The sequence below is a fragment of the Mesorhizobium sp. WSM3866 genome (genome assembly GCF_002294795.1).
Lineage (GTDB): Bacteria > Pseudomonadota > Alphaproteobacteria > Rhizobiales > Rhizobiaceae > Mesorhizobium.
The window spans coordinates 137,921-163,467 of record NZ_NSGC01000010.1; the positions used below are offsets into that span (position 1 = coordinate 137,921).

The window sequence follows — 25,547 nt, forward strand, 5'->3', positions numbered from 1 at the left end:
GACTCCGTTGATCAATCCATGCACAGCCGGTCCGCGGCGGGCTGGGTTGCGCGGCGGCATCATTGGTCTAGATTGATCGCTGCGCAAAGCCAAAAACGACAGGCCACAAGGCCTGAAACGACAGGGAGCACGCCATGGACGCGGCAGTCGATGCGGGCACTGGCCAATTCGAACTCACCGAGCAACAGCGCGCCATGAAGGAGATGGCTGAGGCCTTCGCGGCCGATCGGGTCGCGCCGAACGCGCTCGACTGGGACCGGGCAAAGCACTTTCCGGCCGACGTGATCCGCGAGACCGGGCCGCTCGGCCTGGGCGGCATCTATGTCCGCGACGATGTCGGCGGCTCGGCGCTCGGTCGGCTGGATGCGGTGCTGATCTTCGAGGCGCTGGCGCATGCCGATCCGGCCTTCTCCTCCTTCATCTCCATCCACAACATGGCGGCGTCGATGATCGACCGCTTCGGCAGCGACGAGCAACGCCGGCGCTTCCTGCCGAAGCTGACCTCCATGGAATGGCTGGCGAGCTATTGCCTGACCGAGCCCGGCTCCGGCTCCGATGCCGCCGCCTTGAAGACGAGAGCGGTGAGGAGCGGCGGCGACTATGTCTTGAACGGCGCCAAGCAGTTCATCTCCGGCGCTGGCGACACCGACCTCTATGTCGTCATGGCGCGCACCGGCGGCGACGGGCCCAAAGGCATTTCGACCCTGGTGGTGCCCAAGGATGTGCCCGGCCTCTCCTTCGGCGCCAATGAGCACAAGATGGGTTGGCATATGCAGTCGACCCGCCAGGTCATCTTCGAGGATTGCAAGGTGCCGGCCGAGAACCTGCTTGCCACCGAAGGCGCGGGCTTCGGCATCGCCATGGCCGGGCTCGACGGCGGCCGGCTCAACATCGCCGCCTGCTCGCTGGGCGGCGCGCAGTCGGCGCTCGACAAGGCGCTCGCCTACACGAGCGAGCGCAAGGCCTTCGGATCGAAGATCAACCAGTTCCAGGCCCTGCAGTTCAGGCTGGCCGACATGGAGACGGAGCTGCAGGCGGCCCGCATCTTCCTCTATGCCGCCGCCTCGAAGCTCGATCGCAAGGCGCCGGATGCCGGCAAATGGTCGGCGATGGCCAAGCGCTTTGTCACCGACATCGGCTTCGACGTCGCCAACGAGGCGCTGCAGTTGCATGGCGGCTACGGCTATCTGCACGATTACGGCATCGAGAAGCTGGTGCGTGATCTGCGCGTCCACCAGATCCTCGAAGGCACCAACGAGATCATGCGCGTCATCATCGCGCGTACGCTGATCGGCCGCTGAAGCAGCAAATTTCGGGAGACAACGATGGCAACGATCGCCTTCATCGGCCTTGGCAATATGGGCAACCCAATGGCTGCCAACCTCGTAAAGGCGGGGTTTGCGGTGCAAGGCTTCGACCTCGTGCCGGAGAACCTCACGATCGCAAAAGAGCATGGCGTCACCGTCATGGCCAATGCCGTCGCTGCAGTGAAGGACGCCGACGTGGTGATCACCATGCTTCCCGCCGGCAAGCATGTGTTGTCGGTCTACGAGGACATCGCGCCCAAGGCGAAGAAAGGCGCCTTGCTGATCGATTCCTCGACCATCGATGTCGAATCGGCACGCAAGGCTCACGCCATTGCCGCCAGGCACGGCTTGCCTTCGATCGACGCGCCTGTGTCCGGCGGCACCGGCGGCGCCACCGCCGGCACGCTCACTTTCATGGCCGGCGGGTCGGATGCAGCATTCGCCTCTGCCGAGCCGATCCTGAAGCCGATGGCCGGCCGCATCGTTCATTGCGGCGGTGACGGCGCCGGCCAGGCCGCCAAGATCTGCAACAACATGATTCTCGGCATTTCGATGATCGGCGTCGCCGAAGCCTTTGTGCTCGCCGAGAAACTCGGCCTGTCGCACCAGGCGCTGTTCGACGTCGCCTCCACCTCCTCCGGCCAGTGCTGGTCACTGACCGCTTACTGCCCGGTGCCCGGCCCTGTTCCGGCGTCGCCCGCCAACCGCGACTACAAGCCGGGTTTTGCTGCCGCCCTCATGCTCAAGGACCTGAAATTGTCGCAGGAAGCCGCGCAAAGCGCCGGCGCCGTGACGCCTCTGGGCGCCGAGGCGACGCAGCTCTACGCGCTGTTCAATGCGCAGGGCAACGCAGGCGCCGACTTTTCCGGCATCATAAATTTCCTGCGCGGCGATCAAACCTAAGCAGCTGCTTGCAAAGGGTTATTAGCAAATTTTTTCGACAGAAATCCGGCAAATTTAGATTTGCTTAAGGTCTCGCTAACTCACCGGTAACGATGTGCCTTTAAAACGGACTGCGAGGCGGACATCGCAACCGCCCGGCGCTCCGGATCAGGTCTCGCGTACCGGAGCCCGTAAGTTTCGCAGGTCTCGAGTAGCGAAACGCCATGCGTATCTGGCAAAGCCGCGTTCCCTTCTGGGACGCGGTTTTTGCGTCTGGGCAAGGCTTCGCTGCAGATTCGGGTCGCCGGGCACCCTCCAGCAAGGGCGCCCGGCTGTGTTTTCTCAGCGCTTTCGCAAATCCGCCTCGGCAAGGTCGAGCGCCTTGGCGATGCGCTCGCAGGCCATGTCGATGGTGTCGCGCGTCCAGATCAGCGGCGGCGACAGTATCATCGTGTCGCCGGTGGCGCGCAGCATCATGCCCTGCGAGATCGCGTGATCGCGCACGACGACCGCCGCACTTCCCGACGGCAGGTATCGTTCCTTGGTCGCCTTGTCCTTGACGATCTCTATCGCACCCATAAGACCGATCGAGCGCACCTCGCCGACCAGCCTGTGGCCGGCGATGCGCTCCTGCAGCGCCTGCGCGAAATAGGGACCGGTGTCGGTCCTGACGCGCTCGACCAGACCTTCCCGTTCAATGATCTCGAGGTTCTTCAGGGCCACCGCGCACGCGACCGGGTGACCGGAATAGGTGTAGCCGTGGTAGAACTCGCCGCCCTTTTCGACGAGCGTCCTGCTGATGCGGTCGCCGACCAGGAGCGCCGACAGCGGCTGGTAGCCGGAGGTCAGCGCCTTGGCGGTGGTGATGGTGTCGGGCTGGACGTCAAAGGTCTGCGCCGCGAACCATTCGCCGGTGCGGCCATAGCCGGTAATCACCTCGTCGAGCATCAAGAGCACATCGTATTTGCGGCAGATGCGCTGCACCTCCGGCCAGTAGCTGATCGGCGGGATTTTCACACCGCCCGCACCCATCACCGGCTCGCCGATAAAGGCGGCGACCTTGTCGGCGCCGGCTTCGAGGATGGCGTCCTCGACGGCCTTGGCGGCGCGCAGGCCGAAATCGTGGTCGCTTTCGCCGGCCAGCGCGAGCTCATAGGCATAGGGCATCATCACATGGACGATGTTCGGCACCGCGCCGCCGAGCTGCTTGTGCATGGGCTCCATGCCGCCGAGCGAGGTGCCGGCGATCGTCGAGCCGTGATAGGCCATCTTGCGCGAGATGATCCGGTTCTTCTCAGGCTTGCCTTCGAGCGCCCAATAGTGGCGCACGAGCCGCAGCGCTGTGTCGTTGGCCTCGGAACCGGACGAGCCGTAGAAGACCTGACCGACATGCTCCGGCGCCAGTTCCGCCAGCTTCTGCGACAGCAGCACCGGTGTAGGCGTCGAACACTTGAAGAAGGAGTTGTAGTAGGGCAGCTCCTTCATCTGGGCGCAGGCGGCCTCCGCCAGTTCGTCGCGGCCGTAGCCGACATTGACGCACCAGAGGCCCGCCATGCCGTCGAGGATTTCCGTTCCGTCGGAATCATAGATGAACGGCCCTTTGGCGTGGGTGATGATGCGAGAGCCCGCTTCACGCAGTTCCTTATGGTCGGTGAAGGGATGAAGGTGATGCGCGGCATCGATCTGCTGAAGCTGCTTCAGCGAATAGTTCTGATAGGTCATGGGTTTGTCTTTCCTCTTGAATCAATCCGGCGGTGGCCGGGGCGGATTCGTCAGAGGAAACGGGGCGGCGAATAGCCGATGCGGGCGCACAGCCGCAAAAGCTCGGCGCGCAGCGTGCGCGGTGACGGCGTCACCGCGACCCCGAAGGCGCCTGATGTGCTGATGCGGACCATGGCGGCACCTTAAGCCGCCAACGGCCAGCAATTCAAGCTGGACCGGCAAGCGTGCGCTGCAGAAAGACGTAGCGCATCGCCGTTTGCGCGGCCTGGGGCCGGCGATCGCCGCGCCCGCCATGGCCGCCTTCGGTCTCCTCGAAGAACAGCGTCTTGCCGTGACCGGCGGCCTGGAGCCGCGCCGCCATCTTGCGCGCATGCCCCGGATGGACGCGGTCGTCCGCGGTCGAGGTCATCAGCAGCACCGGCGGATAAACGGCACTGGTCGCCACACGCTGATAGGGTGAATAGGCGGCGAGCCATGCAGCCTCCTCCGGCTTTGACGGATCGCCATATTCCGCCATCCACGAGGCACCGGGCGGCAGTTCGGTGTAGCGCAGCATGTCGAGCAGCGGCACGTCGATGATGACGGCGCCGAACAGCTCCGGACGCTGCGTCAGCGAGACGCCGGTCAGCAGGCCGCCATTCGAGCCGCCCTGGATGCCGAGTTGTGCCGCCGTGGTGATGCCGCGCCTGACCACATCCTCGGCGACCGCGGCGAAATCATCGAACGCTTTCTGGCGCTTGCCCTTGAGCGCCGCCTGATGCCAGGCCGGGCCGAACTCGCCGCCGCCGCGGATATTGGCCTGCACATAGGCATGGCCCTTGTCCAGCCAGAGCCTGCCGCGGATCCCGGCATAGCCGGGCAAGAGCGGCACTTCGAAGCCGCCATAGCCATAGAGCAGCGCCGGCACCGGTCCCGTCTGGTCGCGCCGCCTGACGACGAAATACGGGATCATCGTGCCGTCCTTCGAGCGCGCCTCGAACTGCTCCGAAACATAGGGCGATGCATCGAAGCGCGCCGGCTGCGATTTCACGGTTTGAAGTGTGTCGCCATTGTCGTCCGACCATATGATCGAGCTCGGCGTCAGGAAATCGGTGAAGGAGAAGGAGACGCTGGAGCCGAAATGCTCGGCATGGCTGATGCCGACATTGCCCTTGTCGGGCAGGTCGACCGGCTTCACCGACCAGCCATTGCCGGTGCGGTCGCAAACGACGACCTTGCCGCGCACATTGTCCATCAGGTTGATGAACAGCCGGTCCTGCGTCCTCGCGAGACCTGCGATTGAAACGCGGGGCTCCGGTTTGAGCAGCGTCTCGACCGGTTCGAACGAACCGGTTTCAATCCAGCGGTCGAAATCCACGGAATAGAGCCCATCCGGCAGGCAGCGCGTGCCGTCCGGCGCCGTCCACGCACTGCGGACGCCAAAGACGAGCTCTCCCTTGAAGATCGCGGTGTCGGTCGCGTCGTCGGGCAGCGGGATACGCCGGTTCTCGCCCGAAGCCAGCCGAAGGAAACTGTGCGAGGTGAAGAAGTCGATGGTCTTGCCGAGCATGACATGTTTCTTGTCGCCATCGAACTCCACGCCGCCGCCGACCGCGAGATGATTTTTTTCGCCCTCGAAGATCGGCGTCGCCTCCTCCAGCTTCGTGCCACGCCGCCAGAGCTTGATCACCCGCGGATAGCCTGACTGAGTTTTGTCCTCGTCCTCGAAAGCCGCCGAGACGATCACCGTATCCCTGTCCAGCCAGGAAAACCCCGACTTCGAAGCCGGTGCCCGGAACCCGTCCTCGACGAAGGATTTCTTCGCAATGTCGAACTCGCGCATCTCGCTGGCGTCGCCGCCGTCCGGCGACATGAACAGCAGGCAGCGGTCGAAATCGGGATAGAGCCGGCTCGCGCCGCCGAACACCCATTTCACGCCTTCCTTGGCCGAGAGCTGATCGAAATCGAGGATCGTTTCCCAATCCGGCTTGTCGGTCTTGTAGGAGGCGACCGTCGTGCGGCGCCACAAGCCCAGCGCGTTGGTCTTGTCCTGCCAAAAATTGTAGACGTAACCGGCGAGCGCCGATCCGACCGGGATATTGTCCTCGGCCGTCATCAGGTCGAGCGCGGTCTCGAATGCCGCCTGATAGGATGGATCGCCCTGCAGTTCGGCGACAGTCGTCGCATTCTGGCGATGGACCCACTCAAGCGCTTCCTTGCCGTTGCGATCCTCCAGCCACAGGAAAGGATCCTCGACCGGCAATTCAGGCTGGGTTTGGGTCATCGGGCTGGTCATGCTGGTCTCCGGGTCTGGCGGCCCTGCCTACATCGCGTTCGCCGTGCCAACATTCAAGAGCAGCGCTGCCTGCGCTCAGCCAGCCGGCCCTACATCACCCGCCGGCGAATGACGGTGGCTACAGCCAGCGCCGCGCAGATCGCGCCGAGCGTCACCGGAAGCCCTGCGGCGCCGATCAGGTCCATCACACCGCCGGTCAGCGGCGGCACGAGGATGCCACCGACGCCCCACATCAAGGAGAAGGAGGCATTGCCCGCGACCAGCGCCGAGCCGGTAAAACGCGCGCCGAGCTCGATGATCGACATCGTATAGATCCCGTAGGACACCGCGCCCCAGATGAAGACGCAAGGCCAGATCAGCGGCGTCTCGATGAGCGCCGGCAAGAGCGCGCAGCCAAGAACCGTCACCGAGACACAGCCGAATCGCACGAGGCGCGCCGTCAGTCTTTCGGCGAGCAGGCCGAGCGGCACCTGCATGGCGATGTTGCCGGCGATCATCGTCGACAGCAGCGCCGACATGCGCGTCTCGGGAATGTCGAAGTGGGTGCCATAGACGGGAAGCAGCGCCAGCACCGACTGCTCGAAACCGGCGGCGGCGACGACCGCCGACAGGAGCAGCCAGGCGAGCGGCATGAAGCCCAGCACAGAAACTTTTTCACCTGCCTCGTCGACCCTAGGCAGGCGTTTCACCACGACCGCCAGGCAGGCGCCGCAGAAAAGAAAAGCAAAGATGCCGACCAGAAAAGGCGGCCAACCCTCCGTGCCGACCGCCAGCAGGCAGAGCGGTCCGGCCGCGAACCCAGCCGAGATGATGGTCGAATAGATGCCCATGACGCGCCCGCGCCGCGACGGCGGCGCCAGCGCGATCACCCAGATTTCGCTGAGCACATAAAGCGGATTGGTGACCACGCCGACCAGGAAGCGCAGTGGGAACCACAAATAGACGTCCTGGGTCCAGCCGATCAGCGCCAGCACCAGGGCCGAGAGCCCGGCGCAGATGAGCGCAGTCCGCCCCGCTCCGAACCGGCGCGCCAGCCCCGGGATCAGCGGCGAGGACAGGATGAAACCGACCGGCGTCATCGCGGCCGACAGGCCGATCACCACCGGCGACACGCCCTGACGCTGCAGGATGAAGCTCAGCAGCGGATAGGAAAGCCCCTGCGCGATGGCGAACACCGACACGGTCGCGATCACGCCGGTAATCGCGGCCCACTGCACCGTCTCGCCGGTCTCTGATTTCGCCAGAGCCATCATTCCTGCTCCATTCAACGCAGGCTTAGCCGCTGCCGGCGACAGCCGTAAGGGCCAACTGACGGCAAGGGCGCATGTTCCAGCCAATCCTTGTCAGGAACGCCGGCAGGGAATGCTTTGGCGGCGGCAATTCGGCGGGCCAATCTGCCCTTCCGTCATGTCGCTTCCCTCGCCCTAGTGGTCGCCGCCTCCTTACCGGCAGCATTGCCGCCGGTCCATTATGCCGACCACTTTCGCATCCCCACGAGGCCTCTCATGACTGCCGCCCTTCACCCCGCCGAACCGGCATTGGCAACAGATCGCGCCCGCCGCGGCGGCCGTGCTGGCAAACGCGCCGGCGGATCGGCAGCCTTCGAGCAGCCGCCGTTCCGGCAGCTTAAGAACCCGCTGGTGCCCACCAGGCTGGTGTCCGACGACGAACTGGAATCGATCCACCTCGCCTCGCTGCGCGTTTTGAAGGAGATCGGCGTCGACGTGCTGCATGAGGAAGCCCGCCGCATCATGAAGGCGCATGGCGCCGACGTTCGCGAAGGCAGCGAGCGCGTGCGCTTCGAAAGCGACATGATCCTCGAGCTCATCGCGTACTGTCCGCCGGAGTTCACGCTGCACGCCCGCAACCCGGCGCACAATCTGCGCTTCGGCGGCAACAACGTCATCCTGTCGATGATGGCCTCGGCGCCGAACTGCTCCGACCTCGACCGCGGCCGCCGCCCCGGCAACCAGGTCGACTACCGCAATTTCCTGCGCCTGGCGCAGATGCACAACATCCTGCAGTGCACCGGCGGCTATCCGGTCGAGCCGATCGACATCCATCCCTCGGTCCGGCATCTCGAATGCATCCGCGACCTCGCCACGCTGACCGACAAGGTCTTCCACATCTATTCGCTCGGCAAGGAACGCAATGTCGACGGCATCGAGATCGCCCGCATCGCGCGCGGCGTCAGCCGCGAGCAGCTGATGGAGGAGCCGTCGGTCTTCACCATCATCAACACCAATTCGCCGCTCAAGCTCGACGTGCCGATGATGGAAGGCATCATCCAAATGGCCAGCATGGGCCAGGCGGTGATCGTCACGCCATTCACGCTCTCCGGCGCCATGGCACCCGTCACCATCGCCGGCGCGCTGGTGCAGCAGAATGCCGAGGCGCTCTCCGGCATCGCCTTTGCCCAGATGGTGAAGAAGGGCGCGCCGGTCGGCTATGGCGGCTTCACCTCCAATGTCGACATGAAGTCGGGCGCACCGGCCTTCGGCACGCCCGAATACATGAAGGCGCAGCTCGCCGGCGGCCAGCTCGCCCGCCGTTACAATATCCCCTACCGCACCTCAAATACCTGCGCCGCCAACACGGTCGACGCGCAGGCGGCCTATGAAAGCGTCTTTTCGCTCTGGGGCGCCATCCAGGGCGGCGGCAATCTGATGATGCACGGCGCCGGCTGGCTGGAAGGCGGCCTGCGCTGCTCCTACGAAAAGACCATCCTCGACATCGACCTCCTGCAGATGGTGGCCGAATTTCTCACCCCGCTTGATCTCTCCGAAGACGCGCTCGGCTTCGACGCCATCCAGTCGGTCGGCCCGGGCGGCCATTTCTTCGGCACCCAGCACACGCAGGAGCGCTACAAGACAGCCTTCTACTCGCCGATCGTCTCCGACTGGCGCAATTTCGAGACCTGGACCGAGGCGGGCTCGCCGACGGCGCTGGAACGCACCAACAAGGTGTGGAAGGAGCGCCTCGCGGCATACGAAGAGCCCTATATGGACCCTGCCATCCGCGAGGAGCTCAACGACTTCGTCGAGAAGCGCCGCGCCGAAGGCGGCGCGCCGACCGATTTTTGATCTTTCACGCCCCGCTCACTCGATTCAGTCTCTGCAAGAACGGACCTATCTTCATGAAATCCCATGTTAAAGCGGTTGTCATCGGCGGCGGTGTCGTCGGCTGCTCGGTGCTCTACCACCTCGCCAAGGCCGGCTGGACCGACATCATGCTGATCGAGCGCTCGGAGCTGACCTCCGGCTCGTCCTGGCACGCGGCGGGCGGCTTCCACACCCTGAACGGCGACCCGAACGTCGCCAAGCTGCAGGCTTATACCGTCCAGCTCTACAAGGAGATCGAGGAGCTTTCCGGCCAGTCCTGCTCGCTGCATCTGACCGGCGGCGTGATGATGGCCGATACCCCCGAGCGCATGGATTTCCTGCGGCTCGCCCACGCCAAGGGCCGCTATCTCGGCATGGATACCGAGCTGATTACGCCGTTCGAAGCCAAGGCGATGTTCCCGCTGATGGACGAGAAGAATTTCGTCGGCGCCATGTGGGATCCCGTCGAAGGCCATCTCGACCCCTCCGGCACGACCCACGCCTACGCCAAGGCCGCGCGAAAACTCGGCGCTGAGATCGTGCTGCGCAACCGCGTCGTCGAGCTGACGCAGGAAGCCGACGGCACCTGGAACGTCGTCACCGAGCAAGGCACGGTGAAAGCCGAGCATGTCGTCAATTGCGGCGGGCTGTGGGCGCGCGAGATCGGCCGCATGGTCGGCGTCGAGCTGCCGGTGCTGGCGATGGAGCACATGTACCTGCTCACCGAGCCGATGCCGGAGGTCGAGGAATTCAACAGATCGACCGGCCGGGAGATGATCGGCGTGCTTGACTTCAAGGGCGAGATTTACACCCGCCAGGAGCGCAACGGCATCCTGCTCGGCACCTATGAAAAGGCCTGCAAGCCGTGGTCGCCGGTCAACACGCCCTGGGATTTCGGGCATGAACTCTTGCCACCCGACATCGATCGCATCGCGCCGTCGCTGGAGATCGGCTTCAAGCATTTCCCCGGCATCGAGAAGGCCGGCATCAAACAGATCATCAACGGCCCCTTCACCTTCGCGCTCGACGGCAACCCGCTGGTCGGCCCAGTCCAGGGCCTGACCAACTTCTGGTGTGCCTGCGCCGTCATGGCCGGCTTCAGCCAGGGCGGCGGCGTTGGCCTGGCGCTGTCCAACTGGATGGTGCACGGCGATCCGGGCTTCGACGTCTGGGGCATGGATGTCGCCCGCTTCGGCGAATGGGCGACGCTGCGCTACACCAACGCCAAGGTGCGCGAGAATTATTCGCGGCGCTTCTCGATCCGCTTCCCGAACGAGGAACTGCCGGCCGCCCGGCCGGCGCAGACGACGCCGCTCTACGACACGATGCTCGCCAACAATGCGGTCATGGGCGACTCGTGGGGACTGGAAACCCCGCTCTGGTTCGCGCCAAAGGGCACCGAGCCAAAGGACATCGTCTCCTTCCACCGCTCCAACGATTTCGGCCCGATCGGCGAGGAAGTTCGCGCGACGCGCGAACGGGTCGGCGTCACCGAGATCGCCAACTTTGCCAAGTACGAAGTTTCCGGGCCGGGCGCCGAGGATTTCCTCAACCGGCTGATGACCAACCGGATGCCGAAGACCGGCCGCATTGTGCTCACCCCGATGGTCAACGAGTTCGGCAGGCTGATCGGCGACTTCACCATCGCCAAGACCGGTGAGGACCGTTTCATGATCTGGGGCTCTTCGGCCGCGCAGAAATTCCATATGCGCTGGTTCGAGAAGCACCTGCCCAAGGATGGTTCTGTGCGCATCCACCGCTTCGACCAGACGCTGGTCGGCCTGTCCATCGCCGGACCGAGCTCGCGGAATTTGCTGCAGAAACTCGTGGACGTCGACGTCTCGACCAAGGCCTTCCGCTTCATGGACTTCCGCGAGATGGCGGTCGGCGGCGCGCCCTGCATGGTCAACCGCATCACCTATACCGGCGACCTCGGCTACGAGATCTGGATGGCCCCCGCCTATCAGCGCCTCGTCTACAAGGCGATCAAGGAAGCAGGCGAGGAATTCGGCCTCGTCGATTTCGGCATGCGCGCGCTGCTGTCGATGCGTCTCGAAAAGAACTTCCCAACCTGGTTCCGCGAGTTGCGTCCGATCTACGGGCCGTTCGAAGGCTCGATGGACCGCTTCATCAAGCTGGAGAAGAACGACTTCATTGGCCGCGAGGCGGCTGCCAGGGAGCAGGCGCAAGGGCCGAAGCTGCGCCGCGTCTCCTTCATCGTCGATGCTGCCGACGCCGACGTGATGGGCGACGAGCCGATCTGGGCCAAGGTCAGCAAGGATTATGGCACGGTGGAGAAGCCGCATGGCTACGGCGCGCCGCGCTTCAACGAGACGGGCGAGGAAGTGCGCGGCTCCGAAGCCGCCGAAGGCGCTTCGGCCGTGCGCGGCATCGTCGATGGCGAGTGGCGCGTTGTCGGCTGGGTCACCTCGGGCGGCTATGCGCACTATGTGCAAAAGTCGATGGCGCAGGGCTATGTGCCGGCGGCCCTTGCCGACGACGAGAGCGCCGGCCTGTTCGAGATCGAGATCCTCGGCCACCGCCGCCCGGCCCGCATCAACGTCGAACCGCCCTTCGACCCGAGCGGCGAGAAGATGCGCACCTGATTCCAGGAAGCCGCAATGTACCGCTTTCGGATCGTGTTGGTGGCCGGCTATATAGCAACCGGCCACCAATGCATCAGATGAGAAGACGACCCTTGCGGCAGCTGGAGAAATGGACCGACTGGCTCTGCGATGACCGGGTTGGTCCTTTCAGTGCCGCAATCGCGTTTGCACTTGCCTATTGCCTGGTCCAGATCGTGGTTATGCCGCTCTCGTCCCATTTCGTGGGCACCGGCGTCGGCGTCGACGACGCCGAACAGTTGATGGCGATGCGCTTCCTCGCGGCCGGCTATGGCGGCTCGCAGCCGCCTTTATACACCTGGTTCGGCATCCTCACGGCCTCGCTGGTTGGAACCAGCATTCTCGCGCTCAAGATCGTCAAATACACGCTGCTGGCCGGTGGATTGGTCGCGTCCTTCGCCACAGTGCGCCGCCTGGGCTACTCAGCCCGCGCGGCGACCGCCGCCATGTTCGGCCTGCTGCTGTTTCCACAGATCGTATGGGAGATGCAGCATGCCCTCACCCACTCGGTCGCGGTTTTTTGCTTTTCATCGCTGCTGCTCCTGGCAGTCGCCGAGTTGCAGAAACGGCGCTCGACTACCGCGTATGTGCTGCTTGGCTTGGCGACCGCCGCCGCAATGCTGTCGAAATACAATGAGGTGATCTTTCTCGCTGCGCTGTTCCTTGCGGCGCTGTCCGTCCGCGAAACACGTGAGGCGATCTTCGATCGCCGTTTCCTGATCAGTGTGGTTGTGGCGATCCTCGCCTGCCTGCCCACATTCTACTGGAGCCTCACGCATCTGGGAGACCTGCTGGCGCACAGCGGTGGCCTGGGCGTCGCCGAGGGGGGCAGCGCGGCAAAGACCCTGTCTCGCGGCATCCGCGGCTTGGGCAATGCGATACTCAATTTCGCCGGGCTGCCGGCCACGATCTTTGCCGTCGCGTTTTTCCTGGCGCGCAAGCAATCCGCACCACCGCCCGAGGCCGCACCGTGGCCAGAGACGCTGGTCTGGCGAGCGATAGGCTTCGCCTTGCTGATCACGCTCGTGGTGGTGCTGGCGGGAGGCATCACACAGTTTCGCGATCGCTGGATGCTGCCCGTATTCGTGCTGTTGCCGGTCGCCATTGCCATGCGGCTGGACGCGATGGGGGAAAGGGGCAGGAAGACGCAGGCTACAATCGTCTTCGTCGGCGCCGTGATGGCCATCCTGGTGCTTCCGGTAAGCTGGTACATGCAGGTCCACGGCGGCGACAACCGCGGCAGCATCGTGCGCATGGACTACGCTTCGCTCCATCGTCAGCTGACAGTCGACGGACCGGTCGGCACTGTGGTCTCAAGCTGGTTCTGGATCGGCAATCTCCGCCTCGTCGATCCCGATCTCATCGTGCTCGACGACGAGATACCCGATTTCGCCAAATCGATCCGCGAGCCCGCGGTGCTTGTGCTCACGGATGACGAGGAGCCGGCTTCCGTCATCTTCAAGAGGATCACCGAGGCCGGCTATGTGATGGACACCGTCCATCGGCGCATCGCGGTGCCGCAGTTGGGGAACGCACCGCGCCAGGTCACGATCACCAGGCTGCACAAGATGACGCCGCAATAGACAGCCAGGGGGACCGCATGGACACACAACGTTTCGGCCGCCACCGCAAGATCATGCCGTTCGAACCCGGCTCCGTCGAGGCGCTGCGCGCCGCCTCCCGCGAGAAGGCTGCCGCGCTCAACCAGCACGCTCTGGGCTTTGGCGCGGTAGCCGAAGCCGAATGGGCGGCGGCAGGCATCGCCGCTCCAGACCTGCCTGCCATGCGAAGCTATCGGCTCGAGCGCATCCGCGCTGAGCTCAGGCGCCGCGACTATGCGGGCGCCCTGCTCTACGACCCGGTCAACATCCGCTACGCGACGGATTCGACCAACATGCAGCTCTGGGTCGCGCACAATCCGACCCGCCACTGTTTCGTCGCCACAGAAGGTCCTGTGGTGCTGTTCGACTATTTCTCCTGCGAGCATTTGTCGGATCACGCCGGCGTCGTCGACGAGGTGCGGCCGGCGGTGTCGTGGATGTATCTTTATAGCGGCGAGCTGACCGACAAGAAGGTCCGTCGCTGGGCAGCCGGCATCGCCGAGCTCCTTGCCGAGCAGGGCGGCGGCAATCGGCGGATCGCCGTCGACCACGTCAACCCGGAAGGCGTCGAAGAGCTTGCCCGCCACGGCATCACGGTCGGCAATGGCGAGGCGGTGATGGAGAATGCGCGCCTCATAAAGTCGCCCGACGAGATCCTCGCCATGCGCCGCACCATTGTCGCCTGCGAGGCGGCGATGGGCGAGATGGAAGCGGCGCTGAAGGCGGGCATTTCCGAGAACGAACTCTGGGCGGAACTGCATCGCGGCAACATCGCGCGCGGCGGCGAATGGATCGAGACCCGGCTTCTGTCGTCCGGGCCGCGCACCAACCCCTGGTTCCAGGAATGCTCGTCGCGCATCGTCGAGGACGGCGATCTCGTCGCCTTCGACACCGACCTCATCGGTCCCTATGGATTCTGCGCCGACCTCTCGCGCACCTGGCTCTGCGGCGATGGCCGGCCGTCCGACGAGCAGCATGACCTGTTCCGCATCGCCGCCGACCAGATCGCCCACAACACAGCATTGATGCGGCCGGGCATTTCCTTTCGCGATCTCGTCGAACGCTCCGCCGTGCCGCCGGGAGACTGCTTCCCGGCGCGCTACGGCGTGCTCTACCACGGCGTCGGTCTGGCGGACGAATATCCGACCCTGCCGCATGCCAGCGACTGGACGGACGACACGCCGGATGGCGTCCTGGAACCCGGCATGGTGCTGTGCGTGGAAAGCTATATCGGCAGGCTCGGCGGCCGCGAGGGCGTCAAGATCGAGGAGCAGATCCTCATCACCGAGACCGGCAACGAAAAACTCTCAGCCTACCCGCTCGACGAAAAGCTGCTTGGCAACTGACCCGTCCAAGCCAAGCTCGGCGATGGCCTCGCGCATGCACGCAACGACGTCCGCCGATGTGGCCCTGGCCGAGATAAACGGCAATCCCTTCCGCCTGGTCGTCCAGCCGACCACTTTCACGCGCCGCGCCGCCGGCTCGAATCGCTGCGCCAATGCCCAGCTCTGGCAGTCGATGGCGGCGATATCGGCCCTGCCCTCGGCGATGGCGACGATCGACGACCGGTGGCCGCCGCTTTCGCCGCACGAGGCGAAGACGCCCAGACTTTCGCTGATCGCCTCCAGGTCGCGCGTCAGCCCGAGCAGCCCGGACATCGAATCCGGATTGTTGAAGATGAAGCGCTTGCCGCGGATGAGATCGAGCGGGATGACGGCCTTGCCGTCCTCGGGCGAGCCAACCGACGTCCCGCCATCAGCCGGCATCACCAGCGCGCTGGAATAGAGCTCGCCCTGCCCGCCCTCGAAGGCGTCATAGCTTGGCTGAGCGACCACCTGCACATGCCTGGCAAGGCCGAGCTCCATCGGCCCCCAGCAGGTCTGTCCGAAAAGCAGCGCCGGGCTCAGCCAGAGCTGGTGAAAATCGAACTCGTCCGGGGGCAATGTCGCGGGGTCGGGCGCTATCAGCTTCCCGGCGCCGTCTTGGATGCCGCCGGACACCGGCGGCAGGTCGCGATTGCTGCGCGCCATTCTTTCCGGCGCGTCGATACCCCTCCGTCGAAAAGCGTCGCGGAGCTGCGCCCATTGCGCGTCGATCTCGCCGCGAACTTCCGGCCAGTCATACATCGGCAGAGCCGCAATCAACTTGCTCATGACGAACAGCTTTCAAAACAGGCGGTCATCGGCGCCTGAATTCCGCGGCGATAAAGCAGTCGCGAAAGTTCGAAATTACTCTTTCGGCGGCTCAGCTGGCACCGGAGCCGTGCCAAGTCCACTCACATTACGCGCTCTGATGCGCGGCTTGAAGGCACGGCCGGGTTCGGGCGCGCGGCGCAGCACCGGATGCACCACCGGCTCCTTGGCCTTGAAGGCAAATGATTTGATCAGCGCGAAATAATTCGGATAGACGTAGCCGTTGTTCATCCGCAGCCATTCTTCGCGGCGATCGCGAAACATCTTCGGCAGTCTGTACCAGGCGACGGTCGGGCTCTTGTGGTGCACGAAATGCAGGTTGTTGTTGAGGAACAGGAAGGAGAGCGGCGACCGCTCGACGATGATCGTGCGGCCCTCCGGGTGTTCCGACCACTGATGCTCGGCATAGGTGCGCACCGAAATCAGGGACTGGCCGAGCCACACCGGCCCCAGTATGTAGAGCCAGAGCGGGATGCCGAAGCCGAAGGTTACGATCGGCACGACCACTGCAAGTCCGACCGCATGCAGCAGCCAGGCTTTGCGGATCGCCTTGTCGCCGGCGGCCATCTGTCTAGCGTCTTCGAGGAAGAAGCCGATCGACGACAGCCAAGGTCCGAGAACGAAGCGGCCGACCATTGTGTTGTTGATCTTGAGCAGGACCTTCATCGCCGGCGGCATTTCCGCATGCATCCAGAGCGCCTGGTAATAGCTTTCCGGATCGTCGAGCGGGTCGGTCAGCCGCTCGTCGGCGTGGTGGCGAAGATGGATCGCCTTGAATCGGCGGAACGGCCAGACCAGCCCGATCGGCAGGATGACGAAGGCTTCGTTGATGCTGGCGTTGCGGGTCGGATGGCCATGCAGCACTTCGTGCATCAGCGAGGATTGCAGGGCCAGTATCAAGGCCAAGGCGACAAGGGCCAGCAGCGGATAGGAAGGCCAAAGCAGGAAGCCGGTGGCAAGCCAGGCGCCATAACAGAACAGTGTGAGGAATACTGTCGGCCATTCCACGGCCGGTGTGCTGCTATGTCTCTTGCGTATGCCAGTCATGCTATCGACCACTGCCTTCCAGTCGCCGGAACCACTTTGATTCCTGACAGCATTGTGTCAGGAGCCTGTCGTTGTCGCAACGCGACAAAGTGAACAATCTGTTGCGAATGCGCATTTTTAGCTGCAGATGTTATATATTGTAAACAGATTTGGGGATTCATTTGCGCCTGAGCACCTAACCAGCAGGCCTGGGCGCAAATTTTTCCTCCACTGGAAAGGAGCGGCGTGATGGACAAGCGTGATCTGTCGACGGTCTTCCGAGAGCGCCTGAAATTGCTCTTGACACGCTCGGACTTGAACCAGTCGGCCTTCGCGAGCGCCGTCGGCATCGATCGTTCGGCGCTGTCGCAACTCCTGTCGGGCGCCTCGACGCGCCTGCCCCGCGCCGAGACGCTTCTCAACATTGCCGCCGAGTTCAAGGTATCGCTCGACTGGCTGCTGGGCCTTAGCCAGGACGAAGGCGTCACCGGCGAGATTCGCGAAAGCCTCGAGATCGAGGAGGCGCCGGACGGCTTTGACCGCACGCTACTTGCCAAATGGCACGCCGAGGCGGTCGGCACCAAGATCCGCTACGTGCCAGCGGGCATTCCGGACCTCCTGCGCACCGAGGCCCTTGTCGAATACGAGGCCGGCATTACCAACAAGAGCCGCGAGGCGCAGGCCGGCGAAACGCAATACCGCATCGACTACAACAGGCGGCCCGAGACCGACATGGAGGTCTGCATGCCGCGCCATACGCTGGAGATTTTCGCACGCGGGCTCGGCGTCTGGGACCGGTTCCCGGAAGCCGAGCGCCGCCGGCAATTGCTGCACATGGCAACGCTCCTCGACGACCTTTACCCGACCTTCCGCCTGTTCCTCTATGACGGCCGCATGCGCTATTCGATCCCTTATACGATCTTCGGGCCGTACCGCGCCGCAATCTATGTCGGCGATATGTATCTGGTGTTGAACGCCACCCAGCCGGTCCGTACCCTGACCAGCCACTTCGACAATCTGATCCGAGCCGCCGATGTCAACGCGCATGAGGCTGCGAGCTTCACGCAGAAACTGGCCGGCATCGCCTTCACCTCAGGCTTTGTCTGAACGCGGCCGCTATCGCAATGCTGGCATGCGGCGACCAACCTGGCCGACCGTCGTTTTAGGAAACTCACGCAAGAGCGGGCCTCATATTCGTTGACTAGATATAAAGACTTCTTTATATCGTTATTTGAATTCAGGATACGAAAGCCAGAGCCATGACCGCCACCAATCCGATCGACGCATTGCTTGCCGAAAAAGGCGTGCTGCTGGCCGACGGCGCCACCGGCACCAATTTATTCGCGATGGGACTTGAGGCCGGCGAAGCCCCCGAGCTGCTCAACGAGACGGCGCCCGACACCATCGCCGCGCTGCATCAGAATTTCGTCGATGCCGGCGCCGACATCATCCTGACCAATTCGTTCGGCGGCACCCGTCATCGGCTGAAGCTGCATCACGCTCAGGACCGCGTGCATGACTTGAACAAGCGCGCCGCCGAAATTGCCCGTTCGGTGTCCGACAAGGCAGGCCGCAAGGTGATCGTTGCCGGCTCCGTCGGCCCGACCGGCGAGCTTTTGGTGCCGCTCGGCGCTATGTCCTATGAGGAAGCGGTCGATGCCTTTGCCGAGCAGATCGAGGGCTTGAAGGCCGGCGGAGCCGAAGTCGCATGGATCGAGACCATGTCGGCGCCGGATGAGATCCGCGCCGCGGCCGAAGCCGCGATCCGCGTCGGCCTGCCCTACACCTATACCGGTTCCTTCGATACGGCCGGCCGCACCATGATGGGGCTGTTGCCCAAGGATATCCACGGCGTTGCGGATGGACTGTCGCAGGCTCCGCTTGGGGTGGGCGCCAATTGCGGCGTCGGCGCAGCCGACATCCTGGCCTCGCTGCTCGACATGACCGACGCGAAGCCGGAAGCCACCGTGATCGTCAAGGGCAATTGCGGCATTCCGGAATTCCGCGGCAGCGAGATCCACTATTCCGGCACGCCCGAACTGATGGCCGACTATGTCCGGCTGGCAGTCGATGCGGGCGCCAAGATCGTCGGCGGCTGCTGCGGCACCTCGTTCGCTCACCTTGCCGCGATGCGCAAGGCGCTCGACGCGCACACCAAGTCGGCGCGTCCGACGGTCGAGTCCATCGTCGAGCGCATCGGGCCGATGCGCAACAAGATAGCGAGCGCTGCCGAGGCAGGCGAAGGCCGTCGCGAACGCCGGCGCAGCCGCGCCTGAAGTTGGCCTGCTCTATTCGCTGTTTTCAGCGTAGCGCGACAGCGCCGTACCGAGATCGGTGGCGGCGCTGTTCTTGCCGTCGCCGCCCATCGTCATCAACGCGCCGGACGCGCGCGGGTCGCTGATCTGCTCCAGCATCACGCGAAAGCGGTCGTTGTTGAGCGCAGAGAGCGCCGTGTCGCGGGCCGCATCGACATTATTCCTGATCCGCGCGGATTCCGCCGACGGAGCGGACGGTGCTCGCGTCTGAAGATTGCCCGCAGTCGGCGTCACGTTGCCGGTGATATGCAATTCCAGCCCCTCACTTCTATCAGCTTTGACTAACAGGAGGGCATTGCGATCAAGTTCCGGAAAAGCCGCGCAATTTAACGATCGGCAAAAGCCGGCAGGTCCTCCGCCGGCTTTTTGTTCCATGGACGGCACCCGCCCTATCTGTTGGTGCCCAGCGACGAGGCTAGCCGCACCAGCGACAGGAATTCCGCCCTGTAGCCGAACGGATCAGCGCCGCGCGCGGCGTTGGCGATCTCCAGGATCCGGTCGTAGCCGAAATTCGCCGTCTGATCCGCGTCGCGCAGCTTCTGCCCGAAAGCCGCGACCGCGACCGAAAAGCGCTGGTCGACGCCGGCTTCATCGAAGGACGGCACCTCGTTGGCCGCGGTCACCGGTGTCGTGATCAGTTTCGAGACATTCTCGTTCGGCAGCTTGTAGCGGATTTTTACGAAGGCATATTCGCCCGCATTGGCAACGCCGCCATTGTCGACCTTCGCCTCGCCATAGCGCAACGGATCGACCTGCTCGGCGCCGCTTCCCTTGGGCGTGACCTCGTAGATCGCCGTCACCGAATGGCCGGAACCGATATCGCCGGCGTCGACGCGGTCATTGTTGAAATCCTCGCGCTTGAGCGCCCGCGTCTCATAGCCGACCAGCCGGTATTCCGAGACCTTGGCCGGGTTGAACTCGACTTGGATTTTCACATCCTTGGCAATGGTGAACAGCGTCGAGGACGCGTCCTCGACCAGCACCTTCTCGGCCTCGGCAAGCGTGTCGATATAGGCGGCCGTGCCATTGCCGTTCTGGGCGATGGTCTGCATCATCTGGTCGTTGAGATTTCCGCGGCCGAAGCCGAACACCGAGAGAAACACGCCGGTCTTGCGCTCCTTCTCGATCAACCGTTTGAGGTCGTCGTCATCGGTCTGGCCGACGTTGAAATCGCCGTCGGTGGCAAGCATCACGCGGTTGATGCCGTCCTTGACGAAAGACTGCTGCGCAAGTTTGTAGGCTTCCTTGATGCCTGCCTCGCCGGCGGTCGAACCGCCTGGCTCCAGATTGTCTATCGCTGCAAGAATCTTCTGCCTTTCCGCGGCCTTTGTCGGCATCAGCACCGTGCCGGCATTGCCGGCATAGGTGACGATGGAGACGGTGTCGTCGGCCTTGAGCTTGCTGACCAGCAACCGGAACGCCGACTTCAAGAGCGGCAGCTTGTCCGGCTCGTCCATCGAACCCGAAACATCGATCAGGAACACCAGGTTTGCCTTCGGCGCCTCGACCGGCTTCACGTCAAAACCCTTGATCGCAACATGCATCAGCTTGGTGCGCTCGTTCCAGGGCGTCGGCATGACGGTGACAGTCGAATTGAACGGCGTCGCGGCCGAGTCTGGCCCCTTCCAGTCATAAGGGAAGTAGTTGATCATCTCTTCGACCCGGACCGTGCCTGGGTCGGGCAGAATACCTTCCTTCAGCGAGCGGCGGACGAAGGAATAGGACGCCGTGTCGACATCGATCGAGAAGGTCGACACCGGATCCTGGGCAGCTTGGTGCACCGGATTGGTCTTGAAGGTCTCGATGCGGTCGCGGTTTTGCTCTTGCGGCTGCATTTGATCGGCCGGCATGGGCGCCGGCTGAACCATCGGCCCGAAACCAGCGACGGCGCCAGCCGGCATCTCTGCAGGCTGCATGGCGGTTGCCGGCGCCTGGGCATTCGCGCGTCCGCCGGCGGCCAGCTGGTCAACCTCCGCAGGTGCAGGCGGCGGCGCAGGCAGCGCCTGTGGTACTTGCTTGGCAAAGTCCTTCAACGCCCCATATTCCTGCCTGGTCCGATCATCGGATCGGCTCGATTCAGTTTTCGGCGGCGATGCCGGTGCGACCTGCGCCTCGTCTTCGACCCGCCTCTCGCTGTCGGCGCCGGTCTTCTTCTCCTTGGCAGGCGCGGCCGCCAGCGGCTCGCTGATCGCGGGCTGGTTCGGTATCGGCTTCTGCGCAACCGGCTTGTCGGCCACCGTTTCGGTGACCTTCCCGTTTGAAATAACGGGCGGCTGCTCCCTCAGCATCTCAAAAGCGGCATAGCCGGCGATAGGCAGCGCGACCAGCGCGGTCAGGGCCGGGGTGGCAATGAGTTTCCGTTGCATGATCTCTCTCCAGAGCCTTTGTGCTCGCTCCGTGAGACGAAGACCTGCCGGCGATCCTTGGGGGGCGGTCGAAATTTTTTCGTTCAAGTCGAAGGCGTGCATCGCGGCGGCCAACGCACGCGTTTGCGCTTCGCTGTCCGGCGCCGGAACTGCCAGATTGCGCAGCCTTTCGAGTTCGTTGTCGTCGACCATGGTCACACTTCCCCGGCTGAGCGCATGAGCAGCTTCAGCCGTTTCTTCGCTTCATGGATGTGCCAGGAAACCGTCGCCTCCGAGATCGCCATCACCTCGGCCGCAGCCGCGTGGCTCAACCCTTCGCCATAGACGAGCAGCACCGCGTCGCGCTGCTTGTCCGGCAGCATGCGCACCGCCGCCCACAGCGCCTCGGCCGGGTCCTGGGCTTCCGCCGAGCCCTCCCCCGCGATCAGCGCATACGTGCCGAAGGCCTCGGTCTTGGCGCTGTCGCGGGCGCGCTTGCGCATCATGTCGCGCGAAGCGTTCAGTGTCATGGCGTAGAGCCAGGTCGTGAACACGCCATTGCCCTGATAGTCGCGGATTGCCCGGCCGAGCCGCACGCAGACATCCTGGGCGATGTCTTCGGCATCGGCCTTGCGGCCGCACCAGCGATAGGCGGCGCGATAGACGAAGCCATAGTGCCTTTCGAGCAGTTTGCCGAAAGCCCCCCGGTCTCCGCCCCTCGCCCGCCCGATCAATTCGGCATCGGAGGCTTCGCTGTCGTCCAGCATCATCGCCGTCATTTGCCTGTTGGACGAAGGCTAATGGCGATTCCTTGGGGCGATGGAAAGATTTTTTTGCGGCAGCCTCCGCACCCTACCCCAAGGTTTCGGCGAACAGCGTGATGAGCCGCTTCCAATGGCGCTCGGCGCCCGCTTCGTCATAGACGCTGTGGTCCTTGACGCACCAGCCATGACCGACGCCGACATAGTTCTCGATCGTGTGGTCGACTTCGGCGACCCTGAGCGCCTCTGCCAGCCGGGCTGATTGCTCCGGCGGAAAGCTGCGGTCCACGCCGGCGACCCCGACGTAGATGCGTGCCTTGATCGACGCTGCCTTCCGGTGCGGGCTGTCGGGCGCATCACTTGCCAGATTGCCGCCGTGGAAGCTGGCCGCGGCAGCAATGCGGTCGGGATAGGCCGCGGCCGCATTGAGAGCCCGAGCGCCGCCCATGCAATAGCCGACGACGCCGACCGGCCCGTCCAGGCCTTCGGCAGTGAGCGCATCGAGGAAGGCCGCGCTGTCGCGGATGGTCATCTCTTGCGTGGTGCCACCGCTCAGCGCCGTCAGTTGAGCCCTGGTCTTATCCTCAGCAAACGCAGTCTTAGGGTCGAACGGTCCATAGGGCACGCTGCGATAGAACAGATCGGGCAACAGCACGGCATAGCCATGCCCTGCGAGGCGTTCGGCCATCTGGTCGAGCGTCGGCCGCGGGCCGAAAATATCCATGTAGAGGATGACGCCGGCCCTGGCCGCCGCCGCCGGTCGGAACAGCCCGGCCTTGGCCTTCCCGTCCCGGGTTTCGATCTCGATCTCTTGCTTGGCCATGCTGCTCTCCGTCGTCTGTCCGCGCGATAGATATCCGGCTGGAGCGGCCCGGCAAGACAATCCCGGAGCCTGGCGTTCAAGATTTCGTGCGGTTGGCCTTCATCTTACAGCCGAGCAAAGGCCGCCATATGAAAGGCCTGCACCTCTGGCGGATAGCGATAGTCCGCCCCGTAGGGACATGCGTTGCGGTCGAGGCAGCCGCTCGTGCGGCACAGGCCGCCTCCGGGGCCGCGCACATGCCCAAGACAGGCTTCATGGGCAAAACCCTGCTCGGAATAGGCATCGACCGGACAGGAATTCATGCAGGGTTTTTCGACGCACGTGTCGCAGAGATGAATCGCTTCTCGAGGTTCGGGGAGGAAAATCTCTTCCTCGAACAGCAGCGCGCCGCGATAGGCATGCCACAACCCATACTGCGGATGCATGAGGATGCCGAGCGGCGACGGCTTCAACCCTTCCGCCCGCATCGCCCATTGCTGGAACGGCAGATAGGGCCTGTCGGAGGGCGACACGGCGCGAGCGCCGAACGCTTGCGCCACCGCGCCGATCACCTCCCGCGACCAGGTGTCGAGCGGGTTGACGATCCCGCTGGCCCGCTGCCCGAGCCAGCGCTGGAAGTGCGGCCAGGGTGCGGCGCCGGCCTGCCCAACTAAGAGGGCGGACTTCGCAGGCGCGCCTGAAAGCCCCGCAGGCACGGCTTCATCACTAGCGAAGCGAAAGCCGCCCCGAAGGATCAGGCCGTGGGCGGCAAGCGCGGCCGCGGTCCCTTCGATCGTGCCGCGCGAAAAAGTCATCCCTTCTTGTCCGGGTCGGAGAACGCGCTCCGCCAGACTTCCTTATGGATGATGTTGGCGACTTTAGCCCGGCCTGACTCGGGCTCCTTTCAAGTGAAGGCGTCGGCCATCGAGGCCTTCTTCCTGTCGATGAAATCCTTCAGTGCCTCGTCGATCGCCGGATCGAGATGCGGTGCCTCGTAGCTTTCCAGCCAGCGGCGGGCGAGCTCGTTGGCGCGCTGCGGCGCTGTCTTTTCGCCTTCGGCCAGCCACTGCTCATAGGAATTGTTGTCGGCGATGTTGGAGCGGTAGAAGGCGGTCTGGAAATTCGCCTGCGTGTGGTCGCAGCCGAGATAGTGGCTGCCCGGACCGACCTGGCGGATGGCGCCCATCGCCTGGCCGTTCTCCGACAGGTCGACGCCCTCGGCGAATTTCTGCGTCATGCCGAGCTGGTCGATGTCCATCATGAATTTCTCGTAGCAGGAGGCGAGACCGCCCTCGAGCCAGCCGGCCGAATGCAGCACGAAGTTGGTGCCGGCAAGGATGGTCGAGTTCAGCGTGTTGGCGCTCTCATAGGCCGCCTGCGCATCCGGGACCTTCGAGGCGCAGAGCGAGCCACCGGTGCGGAACGGCAGGCCTAGCCGGCGCGCGAGCTGCGCTGCGCCATAGGAAACCAGCGATGGTTCCGGCGTGCCGAAAGTCGGCGCGCCCGACTGCATCGAGATCGATGAGGCGAAAGTGCCGAACAGCACCGGCGCGCCGGGCCTGATCAGCTGCGTGAAAGAGGCGCCGGCAAGCACCTCGGCCAGGATCTGCGTCAGCGTTCCGGCAACCGTCACCGGGCTCATCGCGCCGGCCAGGATGAACGGCGTGACAATGCAGGCCTGGTTGTGGCGCGAATAGACTTTCAGCGCGCCGAGCATGGTCTCGTCGAACACCATCGGCGAGTTGGCGTTGATCAGGCTGGTCAGCACCGTGTTGTTCTCGACGAAATCCTCGCCGAACACGATCTTGGCCATCGCCACCGTGTCCTCGGCCCGCTCCGGCGCCGTCACCGAGCCCATGAACGGTTTGTCCGAATAGCGGATATGCGAATAGATCATGTCCAGATGGCGCTTATTGACCGGCACGTCGACCGGCTCGCATACCGTGCCGCCCGAATGGTGGATCGACGGCGCCATATAGGCGAGCTTCACGAAATTCTGGAAATCCTCAAGCGTTGCGTAGCGGCGGTTGCCGTCGAGGTCGCGCACGAAGGGCGGGCCGTAGACCGGCGCGAACACTGTTCCCTTGCCCCCGATCTGCACCGAACGCTCCGGATTGCGCGCATGCTGGGTGTAGATCGAAGGCGCGGTCTTGAGCAGCGAGCGGCAAAGCCCCTTGGGAAAATGCACGCGCTCGCCTTTCACATCGGCGCCGGCCTCTTTCCACAGCGCGAGCGCCTCGGCGTCGTCGCGGAAGATGATGCCGATCTCTTCCAGCACCGTGTCTGTGTTCTTCTCGATCAGCGCCAGGCCTTCCTCGTCGAGGACCTCGTAGACGTTGATCTTGCGCTTGATATAGGTGAGCTGGGTGCCCGGACCGCCGCCTGCGCGCGCCGCGCGCCTGGCCGCCGCGCCGCCGCTGGCGCCGCGTCCGCGTCGTCCGCCCGACGCTTCCTGCTCGACTGCCGCGTTATCGCTCATGATCGTTCTTCCTATAGATTTTAGATTTGGGCCTGAATTGGCTGGCGGCCGGTTCGCCGCCGCTTCTTTCCGGATCGTAGCCATGCACCCTATTGGAAACGGCCCGCCAGCGCCA

General features: G+C 64.0%; 20 protein-coding genes. 8 read left to right on the forward strand and 12 right to left on the reverse strand.

Going from position 1 to position 25,547, the window contains the following annotated elements; genetic code table 11:
* The first annotated feature begins 134 nt into the window (after nt 1-134).
* Together CK222_RS22700 and mmsB are read left to right on the forward strand one after the other, a co-directional pair.
* Nucleotides 135-1,301: an isobutyryl-CoA dehydrogenase gene (locus CK222_RS22700; RefSeq protein WP_095801929.1), complete on the forward strand. Its 1,167-nt coding sequence runs from the start codon at nt 135-137 to the stop codon at nt 1,299-1,301.
* Between the two features lie 24 nt (nt 1,302-1,325).
* On the forward strand, nt 1,326-2,210 hold the full coding sequence (mmsB, locus tag CK222_RS22705) for a 3-hydroxyisobutyrate dehydrogenase (RefSeq protein ID WP_095801930.1): 885 nt from the start codon (nt 1,326-1,328) through the stop codon (nt 2,208-2,210).
* Between the two features lie 321 nt (nt 2,211-2,531).
* Here the strand turns inward: mmsB and CK222_RS22710 are convergent, their stop codons facing one another.
* From CK222_RS22710 to CK222_RS22725, 4 genes are all read right to left on the reverse strand, one after another.
* Nucleotides 2,532-3,911: an aspartate aminotransferase family protein gene (locus CK222_RS22710; RefSeq protein WP_067329356.1), complete on the reverse strand. Its 1,380-nt coding sequence runs from the start codon at nt 3,909-3,911 to the stop codon at nt 2,532-2,534.
* Nucleotides 3,912-3,961: 50 nt separating this feature from the next.
* Entirely contained in the window at nt 3,962-4,084 is a 123-nt protein-coding gene (locus CK222_RS22715) for a capsid protein (protein WP_066999731.1), read from the reverse strand.
* Between the two features lie 32 nt (nt 4,085-4,116).
* Nucleotides 4,117-6,186 (reverse strand): prolyl oligopeptidase family protein, encoded by a 2,070-nt coding sequence (locus tag CK222_RS22720; protein WP_095801931.1) that lies wholly within the window; start codon nt 6,184-6,186, stop codon nt 4,117-4,119.
* A gap of 89 nt (nt 6,187-6,275) precedes the next feature.
* A complete protein-coding gene (locus CK222_RS22725) occupies nt 6,276-7,436 on the reverse strand; it encodes an MFS transporter (protein ID WP_095802018.1) in 1,161 nt (386 codons plus the stop codon).
* Between the two features lie 255 nt (nt 7,437-7,691).
* Between CK222_RS22725 and CK222_RS22730 the strand changes: the two genes are divergently transcribed.
* The 4 genes from CK222_RS22730 to CK222_RS22745 all read left to right on the forward strand — a co-directional run bounded on the left by CK222_RS22730 (nt 7,692) and on the right by CK222_RS22745 (nt 14,858).
* The gene (locus tag CK222_RS22730; RefSeq protein ID WP_095801932.1) at nt 7,692-9,269 is read left to right on the forward strand and encodes a trimethylamine methyltransferase family protein; all 1,578 of its coding nucleotides are present in this window, start codon (nt 7,692-7,694) and stop codon (nt 9,267-9,269) included.
* Between the two features lie 53 nt (nt 9,270-9,322).
* Entirely contained in the window at nt 9,323-11,893 is a 2,571-nt protein-coding gene (locus CK222_RS22735; protein ID WP_095801933.1) for an FAD-dependent oxidoreductase, read from the forward strand.
* A gap of 92 nt (nt 11,894-11,985) precedes the next feature.
* The gene (locus CK222_RS22740) at nt 11,986-13,494 is read left to right on the forward strand and encodes a glycosyltransferase family 39 protein (RefSeq protein ID WP_176477716.1); all 1,509 of its coding nucleotides are present in this window, start codon (nt 11,986-11,988) and stop codon (nt 13,492-13,494) included.
* Nucleotides 13,495-13,511: 17 nt separating this feature from the next.
* Complete coding sequence (locus CK222_RS22745; RefSeq protein ID WP_095801935.1) at nt 13,512-14,858, forward strand: Xaa-Pro peptidase family protein; 1,347 nt, start codon at nt 13,512-13,514, stop codon at nt 14,856-14,858.
* Here CK222_RS22745 and CK222_RS22750 read toward each other — a convergent pair.
* On the reverse strand, nt 14,820-15,665 hold the full coding sequence (locus CK222_RS22750; RefSeq protein WP_095801936.1) for a PhnD/SsuA/transferrin family substrate-binding protein: 846 nt from the start codon (nt 15,663-15,665) through the stop codon (nt 14,820-14,822). The two genes, CK222_RS22745 and CK222_RS22750, sit on opposite strands and share 39 nt — an antisense overlap.
* A 75-nt stretch (nt 15,666-15,740) precedes the next feature.
* Nucleotides 15,741-16,751, reverse strand: coding sequence for a fatty acid desaturase (locus CK222_RS22755; protein ID WP_095801937.1), 1,011 nt, complete (start codon nt 16,749-16,751; stop codon nt 15,741-15,743).
* Between the two features lie 228 nt (nt 16,752-16,979).
* On the opposite strand from CK222_RS22755, the gene CK222_RS22760 reads away from it, so the two are divergent.
* Nucleotides 16,980-17,837, forward strand: coding sequence for a helix-turn-helix transcriptional regulator (locus CK222_RS22760; protein ID WP_095801938.1), 858 nt, complete (start codon nt 16,980-16,982; stop codon nt 17,835-17,837).
* Between the two features lie 152 nt (nt 17,838-17,989).
* A complete protein-coding gene (bmt, locus tag CK222_RS22765) occupies nt 17,990-19,006 on the forward strand; it encodes a betaine--homocysteine S-methyltransferase (RefSeq protein WP_066999705.1) in 1,017 nt (338 codons plus the stop codon).
* A gap of 12 nt (nt 19,007-19,018) precedes the next feature.
* Here bmt and CK222_RS22770 read toward each other — a convergent pair whose 3' ends face one another.
* From CK222_RS22770 to CK222_RS22795, 6 genes are all read right to left on the reverse strand, one after another.
* Nucleotides 19,019-19,420, reverse strand: a complete 402-nt coding sequence (locus CK222_RS22770; RefSeq protein WP_245433184.1) for a hypothetical protein — start codon at nt 19,418-19,420, stop codon at nt 19,019-19,021.
* Between the two features lie 14 nt (nt 19,421-19,434).
* On the reverse strand, nt 19,435-21,603 hold the full coding sequence (locus CK222_RS22775; RefSeq protein WP_095801940.1) for a VWA domain-containing protein: 2,169 nt from the start codon (nt 21,601-21,603) through the stop codon (nt 19,435-19,437).
* A gap of 2 nt (nt 21,604-21,605) precedes the next feature.
* Nucleotides 21,606-22,169: an RNA polymerase sigma factor gene (locus CK222_RS22780; protein ID WP_095801941.1), complete on the reverse strand. Its 564-nt coding sequence runs from the start codon at nt 22,167-22,169 to the stop codon at nt 21,606-21,608.
* 73 nt (nt 22,170-22,242) lie between these two features.
* Nucleotides 22,243-22,974, reverse strand: a complete 732-nt coding sequence (locus CK222_RS22785; RefSeq protein ID WP_095801942.1) for a dienelactone hydrolase family protein — start codon at nt 22,972-22,974, stop codon at nt 22,243-22,245.
* A 104-nt stretch (nt 22,975-23,078) separates the two neighbouring features.
* Nucleotides 23,079-23,768, reverse strand: a complete 690-nt coding sequence (locus CK222_RS22790) for a hypothetical protein (protein WP_095778495.1) — start codon at nt 23,766-23,768, stop codon at nt 23,079-23,081.
* An 89-nt stretch (nt 23,769-23,857) separates the two neighbouring features.
* Nucleotides 23,858-25,432, reverse strand: a complete 1,575-nt coding sequence (locus tag CK222_RS22795; protein WP_095801943.1) for a trimethylamine methyltransferase family protein — start codon at nt 25,430-25,432, stop codon at nt 23,858-23,860.
* Between the last annotated feature and the right edge of the window lie 115 nt (nt 25,433-25,547).